Genomic DNA, 15,678 nt, shown 5'->3' with positions numbered 1-15,678 from the left:
GGGACGTTGCTCGTTCATAGCAGGCCTTGCTCCACGAAGACAATGCGGCTGGAGGCGCGACGCCTCTGCAGCCAGCCGATGACGGCGCTACGCAGGCGGGCGGTAAACCGATCCCAACCGGTCGGATTGTGGATGATGTCAGCGCGATAGAAAGACGGACAGAGGACGGCCGCTTCCGACACCTCGCCGCAGTTGCCGCAACCAACGCAGTTGTTGTCGATTGCTGCGACCGGGTCATCCTTCAGCGGGTCGTCGGTGTGCTTGACCGACAGGGACGGACAGCCGGAAAGGCGAATGCAGGCGTGGTCGCCGGTGCAGACGTCTTCGTCAACCCCGAAGCGCTCCTTGACCATGCGCTGGCCGTCCTTGACGGCCTTGGCAAATTGCGGCTTCACGCGGCGCTGCTTGTTCAGCATGCATTCCGACGAGGCGACGATGATCTTTGGGCCCGGCTCTTTCGTCGTCAGGGCCTCGCGTAGCGTATCGCGCATTTTGGCAACGTCATAGGTCCGGTCGATCTGCCGAACCCATGTGGCGCCGATCCCCTTCACGGCGTTGACGATGGAGCTGTTCGTCTTGCGGCGCGGATTGATGGCGCGCGAGGACATCACGTCCTGGCCGCCGGTTGCGGCCGAATAGTAATTGTCGACAACAAGGATGACGCCGTCCTGCTTGTTGAACACGGCATTGCCGACCGAGGTCGCAAGACCGTTGTGCCAGAAGCCGCCATCCCCCATGACCGAGATCGACCGCTTCTCCGCATCGACATTGAAAGCGGAGGCCGAGGCTGGGCCAAGGCCGTAGCCCATCGTCGTGCCGCCGATATTGAAGGGCGGCAGGATCGAGAAGAGATGACAGCCGATATCGGCCGAGACATGGTGCTCGCCGAGTTCCTGTTCCACAAGTTTCATGGCCGCAAAGATTGGCCGTTCGGGACAGCCGATGCAGAAGCCAGGCGGACGTGGGGGCACCACTTCTGCAAGCGCCTTGACCTTCGGATCGTTGAGGACCGGCGTCGGGTCAGGCAGCGGTGGCTGATTGCCGAGCAGCACACGCTGATGCGTCTCGAGGAAATCCCTGATGCCTTTCATCAGCACAGGCGTGGTGTACTCGCCGCCAAGCGGCAGGACGTCCTTGCCGGATACCTTCGTCTGGATGTCGCGACGGCGCAGAACGGTGTTCAGCGACTGTTCGATATATTCCGGCGCGCCCTCCTCGACCATAAGGACCGCCCTCTTGCCAGCACAGAAGTCGGCAATCTGATCATCGACCAGGGGATAGGCAACGTTCAGGACATAGAGCGGCACGGAGCAGTTGCCATAGACATCGGCAAGCCCGAGCTGCTGCAGCGCGCGCATGACGCCGTTGTACATCCCGCCAAGAAGAATGATGCCGATGTCGCCTTCGGAAGGGCCGAAGTATTCGTTGAGTTCGTTCTTCTTGATATATTCGACTGCAGCCGGCCAGCGCTTGCCGAGCTTTTCCTTCTCATGCAGGAAGGACGCCGGCGGCAGGACAATGCGATTGACGTCGCGCACCGGATTTTCCAAGGCCTGTTTCAGCGTGAACTCAGGCCGCTTGTTGTCCTTTGCCTCGAACTGGCCGTGAACATGGCAGCTGCGGATGCCGACCTGCAACATAACGGGCGTGTTGGAGGCTTCCGACAGCTCGAACCCTTTCTCCACCGACTGCACGATGGAGGGCAGGTTGGGACGCGGATTGAGGAGCCACATCTGCGACTTCATCGCATAGGCGTGGCTGCGCTCCTGCATGATCGAGGAGCCCTCGCCGTAATCCTCGCCGATGATGATCAGCGCGCCACCCGTCACGCCGCCGGACGCAAGATTGGACAGCGCGTCCGAGGCGACGTTTGTGCCGGCTGTCGACTTCCATGTGACGGCGCCGCGCAGCGGATACATGACGGAAGCCGAAAGCATGGCTGCGGCCGCGGCTTCCGACGCCGAGGTCTCGAAATGGACGCCCAGATCCTCCATCACGTCCTTGGCATCGGCAAGCACGTCCATCAGATGCGAGATGGGCGAACCCTGATATCCGCCGACATAGGACACACCGGATTGCAGGAGAGCTTTGGTGATTGCAAGGATGCCTTCGCCGCGGAAGATTTCACCTTCCCCCAGCTTCAGATCCTCGACTTCACGCGCAAACGAGCGTTCGGCCATGGCATTCCCCTTCGTCCATTCGGACTGCCTTTCTATTCATTTGCAAAAGCATATTTCGGCGCGCGCGACCCTGTCAATCGGCAAATGCCTTCTTTGATTGAAGGCGTTACACGCCGGCGTCGGCATGACCAATGGCCATCTGCCGAAAATTATATGCTCCAGCATATTATTGATCACGGGAAGTGGATTTTTCAAGCTTCAACAAAGCGCTTGCCGGTTTCTGTGACTTATTTTAAGGTTGAAGCATTCCGATAATAAATCGCCAGCGGCCGGCAGGTAAGAAAACCCTCCTTCCGCTTCACAAGGGGAACGGAGTGACTATGACGACGCTTACTCGGCGCGAGGCCTTGAGCCTGGGCGCAGCAACCTTCATTACCGGGATTCTCGCCGGTCGAAATATCGTTTTGGCTGCCGAAAACGGCACGCTGACGATAGCCTTCAACGTCAATCTGCCATCCTTCGACCCCACCACCGGCCCGTCGGCGGTCAATCCGGCCATCCAGGCCATCTATCGCTCGATCTTCGACCAGTTTATCGGCCAGGGACCGGACCTGAAGTTCCAACCCGGGCTTCTGACGGACTGGGGATGGAATGAAGACAAGACCAAGGTCTGGATGGATGTCCGCCAAGGCGTCACATGGCATGACGGCACGCCGTTTACGCCGGAGGACGTCGTCTGGTCGCTGACCCGCGCGGCCGATCAGAAGGGAGGAAATCCGATTTCCTTCATCTGGTCGACGGCCGGCAACTATAAGATTGAGGGCCATCGCATCACCGGCGATGTACTGCGCTTCGAGCCGACCTACTTCAAGTGGATGGCGTTTCTGACCGGCTACGTCCTGCCCAAAGCCTATTATGAAAAAGTCGGTGCAGAAGGCTTCGAGAAGAAGCCGATCGGCACCGGCCCCTATATGGTCGACGCTTACGAGGGCAACGCCTTTCTCCGCCTCAAGGCAAACCCAAACTACTTCGGCGGCAAGCCCGCCTTCGATACCGTCGTCTTCAAGTTTGTACCCGATACGACCAGCCGCGTTGCTGAAATCGAATCCGGCTCTTCCGATGTCACGCTCGAAATTCCCTACGAAGATTTCGATCGCCTGAAAAAGAAGTCGGGGCTTTCGGGCACCGCGACCCCGATCTCCGATATCGGCATGATCTTCATCAACAACATCGACGTGATGCTGGACAAGAACGTGCGTTTGGCCGCCCACCACGCAATCGACAAAAAGGCGATCGTTGCCCGCCTGCTGCGCGGCTATGGCGTGCCGATCGACACGCTGGAGGCGCCCGAATATGATGCCTTCGATCCGTCGATCGTCGTCGGCTTCGATGCCGAGAAGGCAAAGGCGCTGCTCGCCGCATCCGGTTACTCGCCGAAAAAGCCCGTCAAGTTCAAGATCCAGACCACGCGGGGCTTCAAGCCCAAGGATTACGAGATGATCCAGGCGATCGTGGGGATGTGGCGCAAGGTTGGCATCGAAGCCGACATCGAGGTCTACGAAATCGCCAAGCACTACGAACTGCGTGCTGCCGACGCGCTGGCGCCGGCTGCCTTTTACAACTGGGGCAACGCGATCGGTGACCCAACCACGTCGACGGGCTTTGCGATGTTCGGCCCCTCGCCGCATTCGGTTTGGAATACCGACGACCTCGACAACATGATCGGCCCGCTCTGGGGCGAGAAGGATGAGGCAAAGCGCATCGCCGGGTGGAAGGCCGTCAGCAAGTATATTGCAGAACAGGGCTATGTAATCCCGCTTCTCCAATACGCCCAGCCGATCGTCTACAAGGAAAGCCTCAAGGTTGTCCCGAACGTATCGGGCGCCCTGCAGCCGACCCTCGTCGCAAAGGCGTAAAGCATGCTCCCCACCGGATGATAAATCCGGCTTCGGGCGGGTCAGTTGGCCCGTCCGCATTCCCAAAGGGCATCCTTTGCAGGCGCTACCGGCCGCATGTTGGCTAAATCCGGCGTCCTGCGAGAAAAATGAGCTGATGATAGCGCTTTCTATCTTCAACCGCGTCGTCATGGCAGCCGTCACCTTGTTCGGCGTCGCCCTGATCGTCTTTGTCCTGTTGCGCGTGGTGCCCGGCGATCCGATCGCTATGATGATTTCGCCGGGCGCAAGTGCTGCCGACATTGCCGCTCTGCGCGCCCATTACGGCCTGGACGCGAGCCTCCCGGTCCAGTTCGGCTTGTGGCTGAAGGCGATGCTCGGCGGCGACTTCGGCACCTCGATATCTCTCAAGCGCAGCGTTCTCGACCTGCTTGGCGAGCGCCTGCCGGCAACGCTCGAACTTGCCGTCGCCGCCCTCGTCCTTGCGGTTGCATCGGGGGTAACGATCGCGGTCGTCGGCACGCTCATGCGGCGCGGCCCGCTCGAACCGGTTGTCGACGCCCTGAATGGGGTTTTTCTGGCCGTTCCAGATTTTGTCTGGGCCCTGGCACTCGTTTTGATGCTCGGGGTCTTCTACCCACTGTTTCCGCTTTCCGGTCGGATCGACCCTACGACCGACATGCCGTTTGCGACATCGTTTTATCTGATCGAGAGCCTCGCGCGGCTACGCTTTGCAGTTTTTTCCGATGTCGTCGCACATATGGTTATGCCGGTACTGGCGCTTGGCCTCCCGCTTGCTGCAATCATCGCCCGTGTCCTTAAGGCGGCATTGTCCGAAGCGATGATGCAGGATTACATTCTCCTCGCCCGGCTGAAAGGCATGTCGGAGCTTCGCCTTGTGGTGCAGGAGGCGCTACGCAACGCGATCGGCCCGACCATCGCGCTCACGGGTGTCCAATTCACCTTTCTCATCGGCGGCACAGTTATCGTCGAGCGGATTTTCTCATACCCCGGCATCGGCAACATGGCGATTGACGCCGTCATCAACCGCGACCTGCCCTTGATCCAGGGTCTCGTACTCGTCTTCGGGGTGCTGTTCATTCTGGTCAACCTGCTTGTCGACCTCTTGGTTGCCGCATTCAATCCGAGGCTGCGTCATGGTTGATATTCCTTCTTATCCCAAACAAACGGCGGCCAAACGGCGACGGCGCGCACTCATGGCCCAACCGAAGGTCGTCCTTGGCGGCGCATTCATCCTCATCCTCGTCCTGCTTGCAGTCGGCGCGCCATGGATCGCGCCCAAGGATCCGCTCGAACAGGACCTCATGCTTGGCACCCTGCCTCCTGCCTGGATCGACGGTGCGGAGCCCGGCTACTGGCTCGGCACCGACGATCTCGGCCGCGACGTGCTCTCGCGCCTGATCTTCGGGACCCGCATTGCGCTGCTCGTCGCGTTTGTCGCAGCAACGCTTGCAGCTCTGATTGGCACGTTGCTGGGCCTCATCGCCGGTTGGTACGCCGGCTGGGCGGACCGGGTCATTTCGCGCCTTGTCGACATATGGATGGCATTCCCGCCCGTCCTCTTGTCGATCCTTCTTGTTGCTGTTCTCGGCGCCGGCGTTCACTCGGTGATCGCCGCCATCGTCATCATTGACTGGACGCGATTTTGTCGTGTCGTCCGGTCCGAAACGAAGTCCCAGGCGCAGATGGATTATGTAACGGCTGCGCAAACCATAGGCTTTTCCCGCGCACGCATTCTTTTTTCGGAAATACTGCCGAACGTCGCGCCGGTCCTCATCGCCCTGGTGAGCCTGGAGATGGGCATTGCGGTGATCGTCGAAGCAATCCTGTCCTTCGTCGGCCTTTCCGTTTCCTCGGACACACCGACATGGGGCGGCATGATCGCTGCCGGCAGGCAGATGATCTATCAAGGCTGGTGGGTCATGGTCGCGCCGCTGATCGCGCTGTTTGCTACAGTCCTGGCATTCAACCAGCTGGGCGATGGCCTTCGCCGTGCCCTTGATCCGGTGATGGGCCGATGAGCAATCTTCCTCTCCTTTCCATAACCGGCCTGACGGCTGTTTCCGATCGTGACGGCGGCGCTTCCATCCTCAGGGATGTGTCGCTCAAGATGATGCGTGGCGAAGTGCTCGGCCTCGTCGGTGAAAGCGGCGCGGGAAAATCCACGATCGCAAAAGCCTTGCTCGGCATCCTGCCACGCACCATTCGTGTCACTGGCGGTTCGGTTCTGTTTGAGGATCGCGATCTGTTGACCCTTCCTCCGAGGACATTGCGGCAGATCATCGGAAACGAAATCGCGCTCGTTCCGCAGGATCCGCAAACGGCACTCAACCCGAGCCGGCGCATCGAAGCGCAGCTGACGGATGGCCTTAGAATGAAACGTGGGATGTCCGCGCGGCAAGCGCATGCAAGGGCCATCTCGCTTTTGGAGGAGGTGCACATCCGCGATCCCTTGCGTGTGCTGCAGGCCTATCCGCATGAGCTTTCCGGTGGAATGCGCCAGCGCGTGCTGATCGCCGCCGCCTTCTCACTGGAGCCCAAGCTCGTGGTTGCCGACGAGCCCACGACGGCACTCGACGTGACCGTGCAAAAGCAGATACTGCGTCTGATCCGGGCCATGCAGGACAAGCATGGAACGGCTGTGATCTTCGTAACGCACGACCTCGGCGTTGTCGCACAGATCTGCGATCGTGTGACACTGCTTTATTCGGGCAAGGTCGTCGAAGCCGGATCGTGTGCTGACGTTCTCGAGCGACCGGCTCACGCTTACACAGCGGCCCTGCTTGCGGCGAGCCCGCGCTATGACCGTCCGGACGCCGGGCTGACGCCTGTCCCGCAGGCCGTGTTCGATCAGTTGCGGCGGGAAATTGGAACGGATGCGAGGCCAAATGTCTGACAAGCTTTTGACCGCATCCGGCATCGAAGTCACATACGGCGCGACCCGCGGACTGCTCGGAAAGCCGGGCGGCGGCCACAAGGTGCTGTTTGGCGTCGACATTGACATCAGGCGTGGAGAAACAGTCGGCATCGTCGGTGAATCCGGTTCGGGCAAGACGACGCTTGGCCGCGCACTGCTTCGGCTCGTCAATGTTTCGGCCGGTACGATCCGTTTCGACGGGAAAGACATCACAGACATTCCCGACGCGGCACTACGGCCACTGCGAAGACGCATGCAGATGATCTTTCAGGATCCGATGGCTTCGCTGAACCCTCGCCACACGATCCGGCGCATTCTCGTGGAGCCCCTGCTCCTGCACCGTCTCGCAGACGACGCCAGGGGCGCAGAGCGCCGGATCGCCGCGATCTTCGAGCGCTTCATGTTGCCGACCGCCTGCCTTGATCGCAATCCGCATGAGCTGTCGGGCGGCCAGCGCCAGCGTGTCGGCATTGCGCGAGCAGCACTGCTCGAACCCGACTTCGTTCTGGCCGACGAAGTCGTTTCCGGGCTCGACGTCTCCACCCAGGCCCAGGTCCTCAACCTGATGAAGGAACTCTCGCGAGACCTCGGTCTGTCCATGGCCTTCATCAGCCACGATCTGTCCGTCATCCGTGCAGTCTGCGACAGGGTCTACGTGATGCGGCACGGCACCGTGGTAGAGCACGGTTCGTGCGATCGTGTCTTTACTGCTCCCGAAAACGCCTACACGCGCGCCTTGCTTGACGCCATTCCCCTGCCCCGTATTGAGCCCGGTTGGCTCGACCGCGTTGCCGAGGCTTAGTTCTTCCAGTGAGCGTCAGGGATGCGAGCGACGATGCGTGGCAGCGACGCGCGCAACCTGTTCGTAAATACCCGTCAAAAGCTCCAGTGTCCGCGTTGCCTCTTCCAGTTTGTGCGGAAAATTCGGAACCGATTTGATGGCCGCAATCAACAGTGACGCACGGATGTCCGCATACTGGTCAGTGACCGCACGACCGCTTTCGGTCACCTGATAGGTGACGCCCGACCGGCCACTGCCCTGGCGCACGACCAGCCCCGCCCCTATCAGCTTTCGCAGGCTGTACTGGATGTTCGGAATGTCCTCGCGGTTGGCAAGACGCGCGAGATCCTTGATCGTTTTCGGGCGGTCATTCATCCGGATGATGTGCAGCATGGCATTCTCGGGACCGCTTGCGGCAATATCGACAACCGACGCGAGGCACTCCGTTTGCCAGCGGCCGAACGCCTCGTAGGCGCGCATCAGCGCGTACTCGATCTCGGCGACATCCACCTCGACGGCTGTGCGCGCCAGATGCCAGCTGCGGTCCACCGCATCAGGCTGCTTTTCATGCGGTTCCTTGCGCTGCATCTCTTCGATCTCCGAAAGCCAAGACATAGCCTCCACCCAAAACCGCGTCCATCAGCATTTGTCGATTGACAGCGATAAATTTAATCATAGAGTTTGTATCATAAATTATAACAAATAATACGAGGTGAACCCATGACCAATGAGCGCAACTCCATGTTCGACGACCAGCAGTTCCTGCTCGGGACCTTCGCGACCAACTGTTCCGGCGGCATGTCGGTAACAAAGGTTCCCGAACGCTGGGTGAACTCCTGGGACAACAACCTGCAACTTGCCCACCTCCTCGACGCGGCCGGCATCGACTTCATGCTCCCGATCGCACGCTGGATCGGGTATGGCGGCGATACAAACTTCCACGGCAACGTGCTCGAAACGATGACCTGGGCGGCCGCACTTCTGGCGCGGACACGCGATATCAACGTCTTTGCGACGATCCATACGGCAGCCAACCTGCCGGCGGTCGTTGCCAAGCAGATCGCCACCATCGACCAGATCAGCGGCGGCCGCATCGGGCTGAATATCGTCGCGGGCTGGAACCAGCCGGAATATCAGGCGCTCGGTCTCGACCTTCCAGCCGGTCACGCCGAGCGTTACGAATATGCGCAAGAGTGGTTTGATGTCGTCAAGGCACTGTGGAGCCGCAAGGAGGCTTTCGACTGGAACGGCCAGCACTTCAAGCTCACCAACATTCTGGGAGACCCACGGCCATCCGGCCATGTCCCGATCCTGAACGCGGCAGGCTCCGGTGAAGGCCGCAACTTCGCGGTCCGCAACGCCGATTTCCTGTTCACGCCGGCAATCGATCTCGCCCGCTCGGTCGACGAGATCACCGCACTGAAGGCGCAGGCTGCAGACGTTGGCCGCCCTGTCGGCGTCCTGACTTTTTCACACGTCGTCTGCCGCCCGACGGAGAAGGAGGCTCGAGACTATCTTCGTCATTTCGGGCAGGACAATGCTGACTGGGACGCCGTCGACAATCTGGTGCGCCTGCAGTTTGCGCATGCCCAGTCCTTCCCGCATGACCTTTTGGCACTGATCCGGGACCGGATGGCCGCAGGCCATGGCGGCTTCCCGCTCGTCGGAACACCAGAGCAGATCGCAGACGGCATCCTTTCGCTGCATAAGGCCGGCTTCCGGGGCACGACGCTCTCGTTCGTGGACTATCTGGTGGAGTTCCCGTACTTCCGCGACACGGTCCTGCCGATCCTGGCCTCAGAGGGCATTCGCCGTCCAGCCAAGGCATTCGATATTGCTGTCTAACCCTGGCGGGGCGCTCAAATCGTTTTCGGCACTGTCGCCGCAACGTCTCCAACCGCCGCGAACGGAACGCTCCAGCATCTGAACCGGCGCATGCTCTATTGCGGAAAACCAATTCCGGTTGAGCAGGCGCACACACCACGCATTCTGGGAGGATTGTCATGCTGCTTCAGGAAAGCCAGGGCGGGCTTCAACCGTCAACGGACATGTTCCGGGCCGCCATGCGCCATCTTCCCGGCAATGTCGCCGTTATCACTGTTGGAACGGGTAGCGAGCGCTCCGGCCTCGTCGTCACCTCTGCCGTTTCGCTGGCCGCCGACCCGCCACTGGTCATGGCCTGCGTCAACCGGTCGTCTTCCAGCTGGCCGCTTTTTCGCCGGTTCGGCCATTTCGGCGTGAATTCGCTGGCGGGCCACCAGCAGGACATTGCCGAACGCTTCTCCGGCCGCCACGGCTGCAAAGGCTCTGAGCGTTACGCCAACGCCGAGTGGACCACGCTTTCGACGGGTGCCCCGTTGCTGGTCGATGCCACCGTTAGCCTTGATTGCACGTTGGAGGAAATGATCGACCGGGCGACGCACTCCATCATTATCGGCCAGGTGAATGCCATTCGCGTCACTGAAGGCCAGGATGCGTTGATCTACTGGCATGGTGGATATCGCAGGCTCGAGCGATAGGGACGAGCCCACCGCCTGCGGGATTCCATTGATTAACCCTTGACGCCTCGCTCTGCCTCTATATATTTTAAACTTCAAATAACTTGATCGCCGGCACATGCGCGGCGTGACCGGGAAGGAATGAAGATGCGCATCGTCTGTATCGGAGGAGGTCCAGCGGGGCTCTATTTCGGCCTTTTGATGAAGAAGCTTCACCCTGAGCACTCCATTCGTGTCGTCGAGCGCAACCGGCCCTACGATACCTTCGGCTGGGGGGTCGTGTTCTCGGATGCCACCATGGCCGCGATGCAGGAATGGGACCCGGAAAGTGCCGCTGAGATCCAGGATGCGTTCAATCACTGGGACGACATCGAGGTCTGGTTCAAGGGCACCCGCCAGCGCACGTCCGGCCACGGCTTCGTCGGTATCGGTCGCAAGAAGCTGCTCAACGTCCTCCAGAAGCGCTGCGAGGAACTCGGCGTCGAGCTGATCTTCGAAACCGACGTGACCTCCGATCTCGACTTCCCCGACGCCGACCTGGTGATCGGATCGGACGGGTTGAATTCAAAGATCCGCAACCACTATCCCGAGGTGTTCCAACCCGACATGATCACCCGGCCGAACCGCTACATCTGGCTTGGCACCAACAAACTCTATGACGCCTTCACTTTCGACTTCCGCAAGACGGACCACGGCTGGTTCCAGGCGCACATCTACAAGTTCGATGACCAGACCTCGACCTTCATCATCGAGACGACCGAGGAGGCCTACCTGGCCCACGGTCTCGACAAGATGGATCAGGACGGCTCGATCGCGTTTTGCGAAAACCTGTTCCGCGAGGTGCTCGACGGCGCACCGCTGATGACCAACTCACGCCATCTGCGTGGTTCTGCCTGGCTGAACTTCAATCGCCTGATCTGCGGCAAGTGGAGTCATTTCAATGGCAACTCGCATGTCGTGCTGATGGGCGACGCGGCTCATACCGCACATTTCGCCATCGGCTCCGGCACGAAGCTCGCAATCGACGATGCGATCGAGCTGACAAGGCAGTTCCAGATGCACGGACACGGCAGGGAAGCGATCCCGGCCGTCCTCGAAACCTACGAGGAGATTCGCCGTGTCGACGTCGCGCGCATCCAGAATGCGGCGCGCAACGCCATGGAATGGTTCGAGGTCGTGGGTCGCCGCTACGCCGATAGGCTTGAGCCGCAGCAGTTCATGTATTCCATGCTGACCCGCTCTCAACGCATCAGCCATGAGAACCTGCGCCTGCGCGACAAGACCTGGCTCGAAGGCTACGAGCGCTGGTTTGCGAAGAAATCGGGCGTCGCTGTCGGAAACGACAGGTGCCTGCCACCGATGTTCACGCCCTATCAACTGCGCGGAACCACGCTCATCAATCGCATCGTGGTTTCGCCGATGGCCATGTATTCGGCACAGGATGGATTGCTGAACGATTTTCATATCGTCCACCTCGGCTCGCGGGCGCTCGGTGGTGCCGGACTGGTGTTTGCGGAAATGACCTGTGTCTCGCCCGACGCCCGCATCACGCCTGGTTGCCTCGGGCTCTGGAACGAGGAGCAAGCCGCGCAATGGCGCCGGCTGGTCGATTTCGTTCACACCAACAGCGCCGCCAAGATGGGAATCCAGATCGGCCACGCCGGCCGCAAGGGTTCGACCAGGCTCGCCTGGGACGGCATCGACCAACCCGTCAGCGAAGGCGGCTGGCCGCTGATCTCGGCCTCCGCCGTGCCCTATCTCAAGAACAGCCAGGTCCCGAAGGCGATGGATCGCGCCGACATGGACCGCGTCAAGGCAGACCATGTCCGTGCGACGGAACTTGCGGTTACGACCGGCGCCGACTGGCTCGAACTGCACTGCGCCCACGGCTACCTGTTATCCAGCTTCCTCTCGCCGGTCACCAACCTGCGCGATGACGAGTATGGCGGCAGCCACGAAAATCGCGCCCGCTACCCGCTCGAGATCTTCCGGGCAATGCGCGCCGCCTGGCCCGAGGACAAGCCGATGTCCGTGCGACTGTCCTGCCATGACTGGATGGACGGCGGGAACACGCCCGAGGATGCGGCAATCTTCGCGCAGATGTTCAAGGATGCCGGCGCTGACCTCATCGATTGCTCCTCGGGTCAGGTGTCAAAAAACGAGCAGCCGGTCTACGGCCGCCTCTTCCAGACCCCGTTCTCCGACAAGATCCGCAACGAGGTCGGCATTCCGACAATCGCCGTCGGCGCGATCTCGGAGGCCGATCACGCCAACTCCATCATTGCGGCCGGTCGCGCCGATCTATGCGCCGTTGCCCGTCCGCACCTTGCCGACCCTGCCTGGTCATTGCATGAAGCAGCCAAGATCGGTCTGACCTCGATAGCGTGGCCGAAGCAATATCAGGCCGGCAAATATCAGTACGAGGCCAACCTCGCCCGCGCCGCCACGGCGGCGCCGGCCAAATAGGCGCGTCATGATGACCACGTCAGGCAAACTCTCAGGCCGCCACGCCCTCGTCACCGGCGCCGGGTCCGGTATCGGAGCGGCGATCGCCCGTGCCCTTGTTTCGGACGGGGCGCATGTGACGCTCGCCGGCAGAAGGCGCGAGCCGCTGCAGGCTCTCGCCGATGAAATCGGAACCGAAGGTGTTCATGTCGTCGATGGGTTCGATGTGACAAATGCGGCAGCAATCGCCAGGGGACTGGGGAGCGCCCGCAAGGCATTCGGCCCGGTAGACATTCTCGTCAACAATGCCGGCCAGGCCCCGAGCGCCGCCTTCGAAAAGACCAGCCTCGACATGTGGAATGAGGTGCTCGCCGTCGATCTGACCGGCGTCTTCCTCGTGACCCAGGCGGTGCTGCCGGACCTCAAGGCACGGGGAGACGGGGCACGCATCATCAATATCGCCTCGACCGCGGGGCTGACCGGGTATGGATACGTCTCCGCTTATGTCGCGGCCAAGCATGGCGTCGTTGGCCTGACCCGGTCACTGGCGCTGGAACTCGCAAAGACGGGGATAACCGTCAATGCAGTCTGCCCGGGCTTTACCGACACACCGATCATCGCGCGATCGATCGAAATGATCATCGAAAAAACCGGGCGCAGCGCCGAACAGGCGCTCGCCGAATTCACGAAATCCAATCCGCAAGGCCGGCTCGTAAAGCCCGAAGAGGTCGCGGACGCAGTGCTGTGGCTTGCGGCCCCCGGCAGCGCATCGATCAACGGACAGGCCATCGCAGTGGCTGGTGGGGAGGTTTTGGCGGGATGAGCGACAACGACATGACCATGCAGGGACACCTGCGCTCCTTCAGGGACCTTCAACCCCGGCATTTCCTCTGGGACGTCAGCGAGGACGGACGCGTTGCGACGATCACGCTCAACCGGCCGGATCGGAAGAACCCGTTGACCTTCGACAGCTATGCCGAGTTGCGCGACCTGTTTCGCGATCTCGCCTATGCATCGGACGTGCGGGCGATCGTGCTATCGGGAGCTGGCGGCAATTTCTCGTCTGGCGGTGACGTGTTCGAGATCATCGAGCCGTTGACGCGCATGGCAATGCCCGAGCTCCTTGCGTTTACGCGCATGACGGGTGATCTTGTCAAGGCGATGCGCAAATGCCCACAGCCGATCGTCGCCGCTGTCGACGGCATCTGTGCAGGCGCTGGCGCAATTCTCGCCATGGCGTCCGATCTCAGGCTGGCGACTCCTGAAGCAAAGACTGCCTTCCTCTTTACCCGCGTCGGGCTTGCGGGGGCAGACATGGGCGCATGCGGGATCCTCCCCCGCATCATCGGCCAGGGCCGCGCCGCCGAATTGCTTTACACCGGGCGTTCCATGTCCGCCGCCGAAGGCAATGCCTGGGGCTTCTACAATGCCCTTCATCCAAGCAGCGATCTCTCCGCCGAGGCACACAAGCTAGCAGCCTCGCTGGCCGACGGACCGTGGTTCGCACATGGCATGACCAAAACCATGTTGAACCAGGAATGGGCGATGGGCATCGACGAGATGGTCGAATCCGAAGCGCAGGCACAGGCCATCTGCATGGCGACACAGGATTTTCGCCGCGCCTTTGAAGCCTTTGCCGCCAAGCGCAAGCCAACCTTCGAGGGAAACTAGACTATGACCATTCCCGCGACATTGACTGGTCCATCCTGGGATCATCTCGACTGGCCGTTCTTCGACAGCAGCCATCGCGAATTCGCAACCCGGCTGGACGCATTCGCCAAGTCCGATGCGATGACGATGATCGACCACACCGATGTCGATGCCGCATGTCGCAGGCTCGTCCGGGCGTTGGGCGACGCGGGAATTTTGAAGGTGGCAACGGGCGCTTCCGAAACCGACCCGCTGATTGATTCACGCCTGGTCTGCCTGGCGCGCGAAACCCTTGCCTGGCATGACGGATTGGCGGACTTCGCCTTCGCGATGCAGGGGCTCGGGACCGGAGCGATCGGCCTCAGCGGTTCGGCCGCCCTTCGCGCCGCCGTCATGCCGAAAGTGCGCAGCGGCGAATGGCTGGCCGCCTTTGCGCTGTCTGAAAAGGATGCGGGATCCGACGTTGCGGCCATGGCCTGTGCGGCTCGCCCCGACGGCGACCACTACATTCTCGATGGCGAAAAGACCTGGATCTCCAACGGCGGCATCGCCGATGTCTATACGGTCTTTGCCCGAACCGGCGAGGCGCCGGGTACGCGCGGCATTTCAGCCTTCGTCGTCTTTGCCGATGACCCCGGCTTCTCGATCGCCGAGCGCATCGATGTCATTGCCCCGCACCCGCTCGCAACAACCCGCTTCGAGAGCTGCCGTATCCCCGCATCGCGGCGGCTCGGCGATCCGGGCGAAGGTTTCAAGATCGCCATGCGCACTCTCGATATCTTCCGGGCTTCGGTCGCCGCCGCCGCCGTGGGCTTTGCCCGGCGCGCCCTTGACGAAGCGCTTTCGCATGCGAGAGAGCGGCAGATGTTCGGTGCAAAGCTGGCCGATCTCCAGCTTACCCAAGCAGCCCTCGGCGACATGGCAACAGGGATCGACGCCGCGACGTTGCTGACCTACAGGGCTGCGTGGCGACGCGATGTGCAGAAGCTGTCGACGACGCAGGAAGCCGCAATGGCGAAGATGACGGCGACGGAAACGGCCCAGACAGTCATCGATCGCGCAGTTCAGCTGTTCGGCGGTCGCGGTGTCCGGACCGGCGAGATTGTCGAAAAACTCTATCGGGAGATCCGCGCGCTACGCATCTACGAAGGCGCAACCGAGGTGCAGAAGCTCATAATCGCGCGCGAACTCCTGAAGACCAAATGATGAGAGACATAATGCTACAAACACGCGAGATCTTCGACTGGGCCGATCCGTTCCGGCTGGTGGAGCAGCTGACGGACGAGGAGCGCATGGTGCAGGAGACTGCACACGCCTATGCGCAGGAGAAGCTCTTGCCGCGCGTGCTCGA

At 61.1% G+C, this 15,678-nt stretch carries 13 protein-coding genes and 1 pseudogene; 12 read left to right on the top strand and 2 right to left on the bottom strand.

Features of this window, described 5'->3' with window-relative positions:
- Positions 1-14: 14 nt before the first annotated feature.
- Positions 15-2,180, bottom strand: coding sequence for an indolepyruvate ferredoxin oxidoreductase subunit alpha (locus tag FHT97_RS27820; RefSeq protein ID WP_183864845.1), 2,166 nt, complete (start codon positions 2,178-2,180; stop codon positions 15-17).
- 320 nt (positions 2,181-2,500) lie between these two features.
- Here FHT97_RS27820 and FHT97_RS27815 point away from each other — a divergent pair, with 320 nt between their 5' ends.
- The 5 genes from FHT97_RS27815 (at position 2,501) to FHT97_RS27795 (ending at position 7,755) form a co-directional block, all read left to right on the top strand.
- The gene (locus FHT97_RS27815; protein ID WP_183864844.1) at positions 2,501-4,036 is read left to right on the top strand and encodes an ABC transporter substrate-binding protein; all 1,536 of its coding nucleotides are present in this window, start codon (positions 2,501-2,503) and stop codon (positions 4,034-4,036) included.
- A gap of 136 nt (positions 4,037-4,172) precedes the next feature.
- The gene (locus tag FHT97_RS27810) at positions 4,173-5,180 is read left to right on the top strand and encodes an ABC transporter permease (protein WP_183758597.1); all 1,008 of its coding nucleotides are present in this window, start codon (positions 4,173-4,175) and stop codon (positions 5,178-5,180) included.
- 52 nt (positions 5,181-5,232) lie between these two features.
- Positions 5,233-6,057 (top strand): ABC transporter permease, encoded by an 825-nt coding sequence (locus FHT97_RS27805; RefSeq protein ID WP_246712816.1) that lies wholly within the window; start codon positions 5,233-5,235, stop codon positions 6,055-6,057.
- Positions 6,054-6,932, top strand: coding sequence for an ABC transporter ATP-binding protein (locus tag FHT97_RS27800; protein ID WP_183864843.1), 879 nt, complete (start codon positions 6,054-6,056; stop codon positions 6,930-6,932). Before FHT97_RS27805 ends, FHT97_RS27800 begins: the two co-directional genes overlap by 4 nt.
- Positions 6,925-7,755: an ABC transporter ATP-binding protein gene (locus FHT97_RS27795; RefSeq protein ID WP_183864842.1), complete on the top strand. Its 831-nt coding sequence runs from the start codon at positions 6,925-6,927 to the stop codon at positions 7,753-7,755. Before FHT97_RS27800 ends, FHT97_RS27795 begins: the two co-directional genes overlap by 8 nt.
- Before the next feature lie 15 nt (positions 7,756-7,770).
- Here FHT97_RS27795 and FHT97_RS27790 read toward each other — a convergent pair whose 3' ends face one another.
- A complete protein-coding gene (locus FHT97_RS27790; RefSeq protein ID WP_246712815.1) occupies positions 7,771-8,349 on the bottom strand; it encodes a winged helix DNA-binding protein in 579 nt (192 codons plus the stop codon).
- A gap of 105 nt (positions 8,350-8,454) precedes the next feature.
- Here FHT97_RS27790 and FHT97_RS27785 point away from each other — a divergent pair, with 105 nt between their 5' ends.
- The 7 genes and pseudogenes from FHT97_RS27785 to FHT97_RS27755 form a co-directional block, all read left to right on the top strand.
- Positions 8,455-9,579, top strand: coding sequence for an LLM class flavin-dependent oxidoreductase (locus FHT97_RS27785; RefSeq protein WP_183864841.1), 1,125 nt, complete (start codon positions 8,455-8,457; stop codon positions 9,577-9,579).
- A gap of 158 nt (positions 9,580-9,737) precedes the next feature.
- Complete coding sequence (locus FHT97_RS27780) at positions 9,738-10,253, top strand: flavin reductase family protein (RefSeq protein ID WP_183864840.1); 516 nt, start codon at positions 9,738-9,740, stop codon at positions 10,251-10,253.
- Positions 10,254-10,379: 126 nt separating this feature from the next.
- The gene (locus FHT97_RS27775) at positions 10,380-12,698 is read left to right on the top strand and encodes a bifunctional salicylyl-CoA 5-hydroxylase/oxidoreductase (RefSeq protein ID WP_183864839.1); all 2,319 of its coding nucleotides are present in this window, start codon (positions 10,380-10,382) and stop codon (positions 12,696-12,698) included.
- A gap of 7 nt (positions 12,699-12,705) precedes the next feature.
- On the top strand, positions 12,706-13,500 hold the full coding sequence (locus FHT97_RS27770; RefSeq protein ID WP_210281060.1) for an SDR family NAD(P)-dependent oxidoreductase: 795 nt from the start codon (positions 12,706-12,708) through the stop codon (positions 13,498-13,500).
- The gene (locus FHT97_RS27765) at positions 13,497-14,348 is read left to right on the top strand and encodes an enoyl-CoA hydratase family protein (RefSeq protein ID WP_183758581.1); all 852 of its coding nucleotides are present in this window, start codon (positions 13,497-13,499) and stop codon (positions 14,346-14,348) included. Before FHT97_RS27770 ends, FHT97_RS27765 begins: the two co-directional genes overlap by 4 nt.
- A gap of 3 nt (positions 14,349-14,351) precedes the next feature.
- Positions 14,352-15,533, top strand: coding sequence for an acyl-CoA dehydrogenase family protein (locus FHT97_RS27760; protein WP_183758579.1), 1,182 nt, complete (start codon positions 14,352-14,354; stop codon positions 15,531-15,533).
- 11 nt (positions 15,534-15,544) lie between these two features.
- Positions 15,545-15,678: pseudogene (locus FHT97_RS27755) on the top strand (acyl-CoA dehydrogenase); the annotation flags it as partial.

The organism is Rhizobium sp. BK399 (assembly GCF_014194695.1).
Classification (GTDB): domain Bacteria; phylum Pseudomonadota; class Alphaproteobacteria; order Rhizobiales; family Rhizobiaceae; genus Rhizobium.
This window is presented reverse-complemented; position numbering and strand designations above follow the sequence as displayed.

Coding starts and splice junctions, on each gene's coding strand:
- FHT97_RS27775 (WP_183864839.1), top strand. CDS start 10,380: ATGCGCATCGTCTGTATCGGAGGAGGTCCAGCGGGGCTCTATTTCGGC.
- FHT97_RS27805 (WP_246712816.1), top strand. CDS start 5,233: ATGGCCCAACCGAAGGTCGTCCTTGGCGGCGCATTCATCCTCATCCTC.
- FHT97_RS27770 (WP_210281060.1), top strand. CDS start 12,706: ATGATGACCACGTCAGGCAAACTCTCAGGCCGCCACGCCCTCGTCACC.
- FHT97_RS27765 (WP_183758581.1), top strand. CDS start 13,497: ATGAGCGACAACGACATGACCATGCAGGGACACCTGCGCTCCTTCAGG.
- FHT97_RS27795 (WP_183864842.1), top strand. CDS start 6,925: ATGTCTGACAAGCTTTTGACCGCATCCGGCATCGAAGTCACATACGGC.
- FHT97_RS27780 (WP_183864840.1), top strand. CDS start 9,738: ATGCTGCTTCAGGAAAGCCAGGGCGGGCTTCAACCGTCAACGGACATG.
- FHT97_RS27790 (WP_246712815.1), bottom strand. CDS start 8,349: ATGTCTTGGCTTTCGGAGATCGAAGAGATGCAGCGCAAGGAACCGCAT.
- FHT97_RS27785 (WP_183864841.1), top strand. CDS start 8,455: ATGACCAATGAGCGCAACTCCATGTTCGACGACCAGCAGTTCCTGCTC.
- FHT97_RS27760 (WP_183758579.1), top strand. CDS start 14,352: ATGACCATTCCCGCGACATTGACTGGTCCATCCTGGGATCATCTCGAC.
- FHT97_RS27800 (WP_183864843.1), top strand. CDS start 6,054: ATGAGCAATCTTCCTCTCCTTTCCATAACCGGCCTGACGGCTGTTTCC.
- FHT97_RS27810 (WP_183758597.1), top strand. CDS start 4,173: ATGATAGCGCTTTCTATCTTCAACCGCGTCGTCATGGCAGCCGTCACC.
- FHT97_RS27815 (WP_183864844.1), top strand. CDS start 2,501: ATGACGACGCTTACTCGGCGCGAGGCCTTGAGCCTGGGCGCAGCAACC.
- FHT97_RS27820 (WP_183864845.1), bottom strand. CDS start 2,180: ATGGCCGAACGCTCGTTTGCGCGTGAAGTCGAGGATCTGAAGCTGGGG.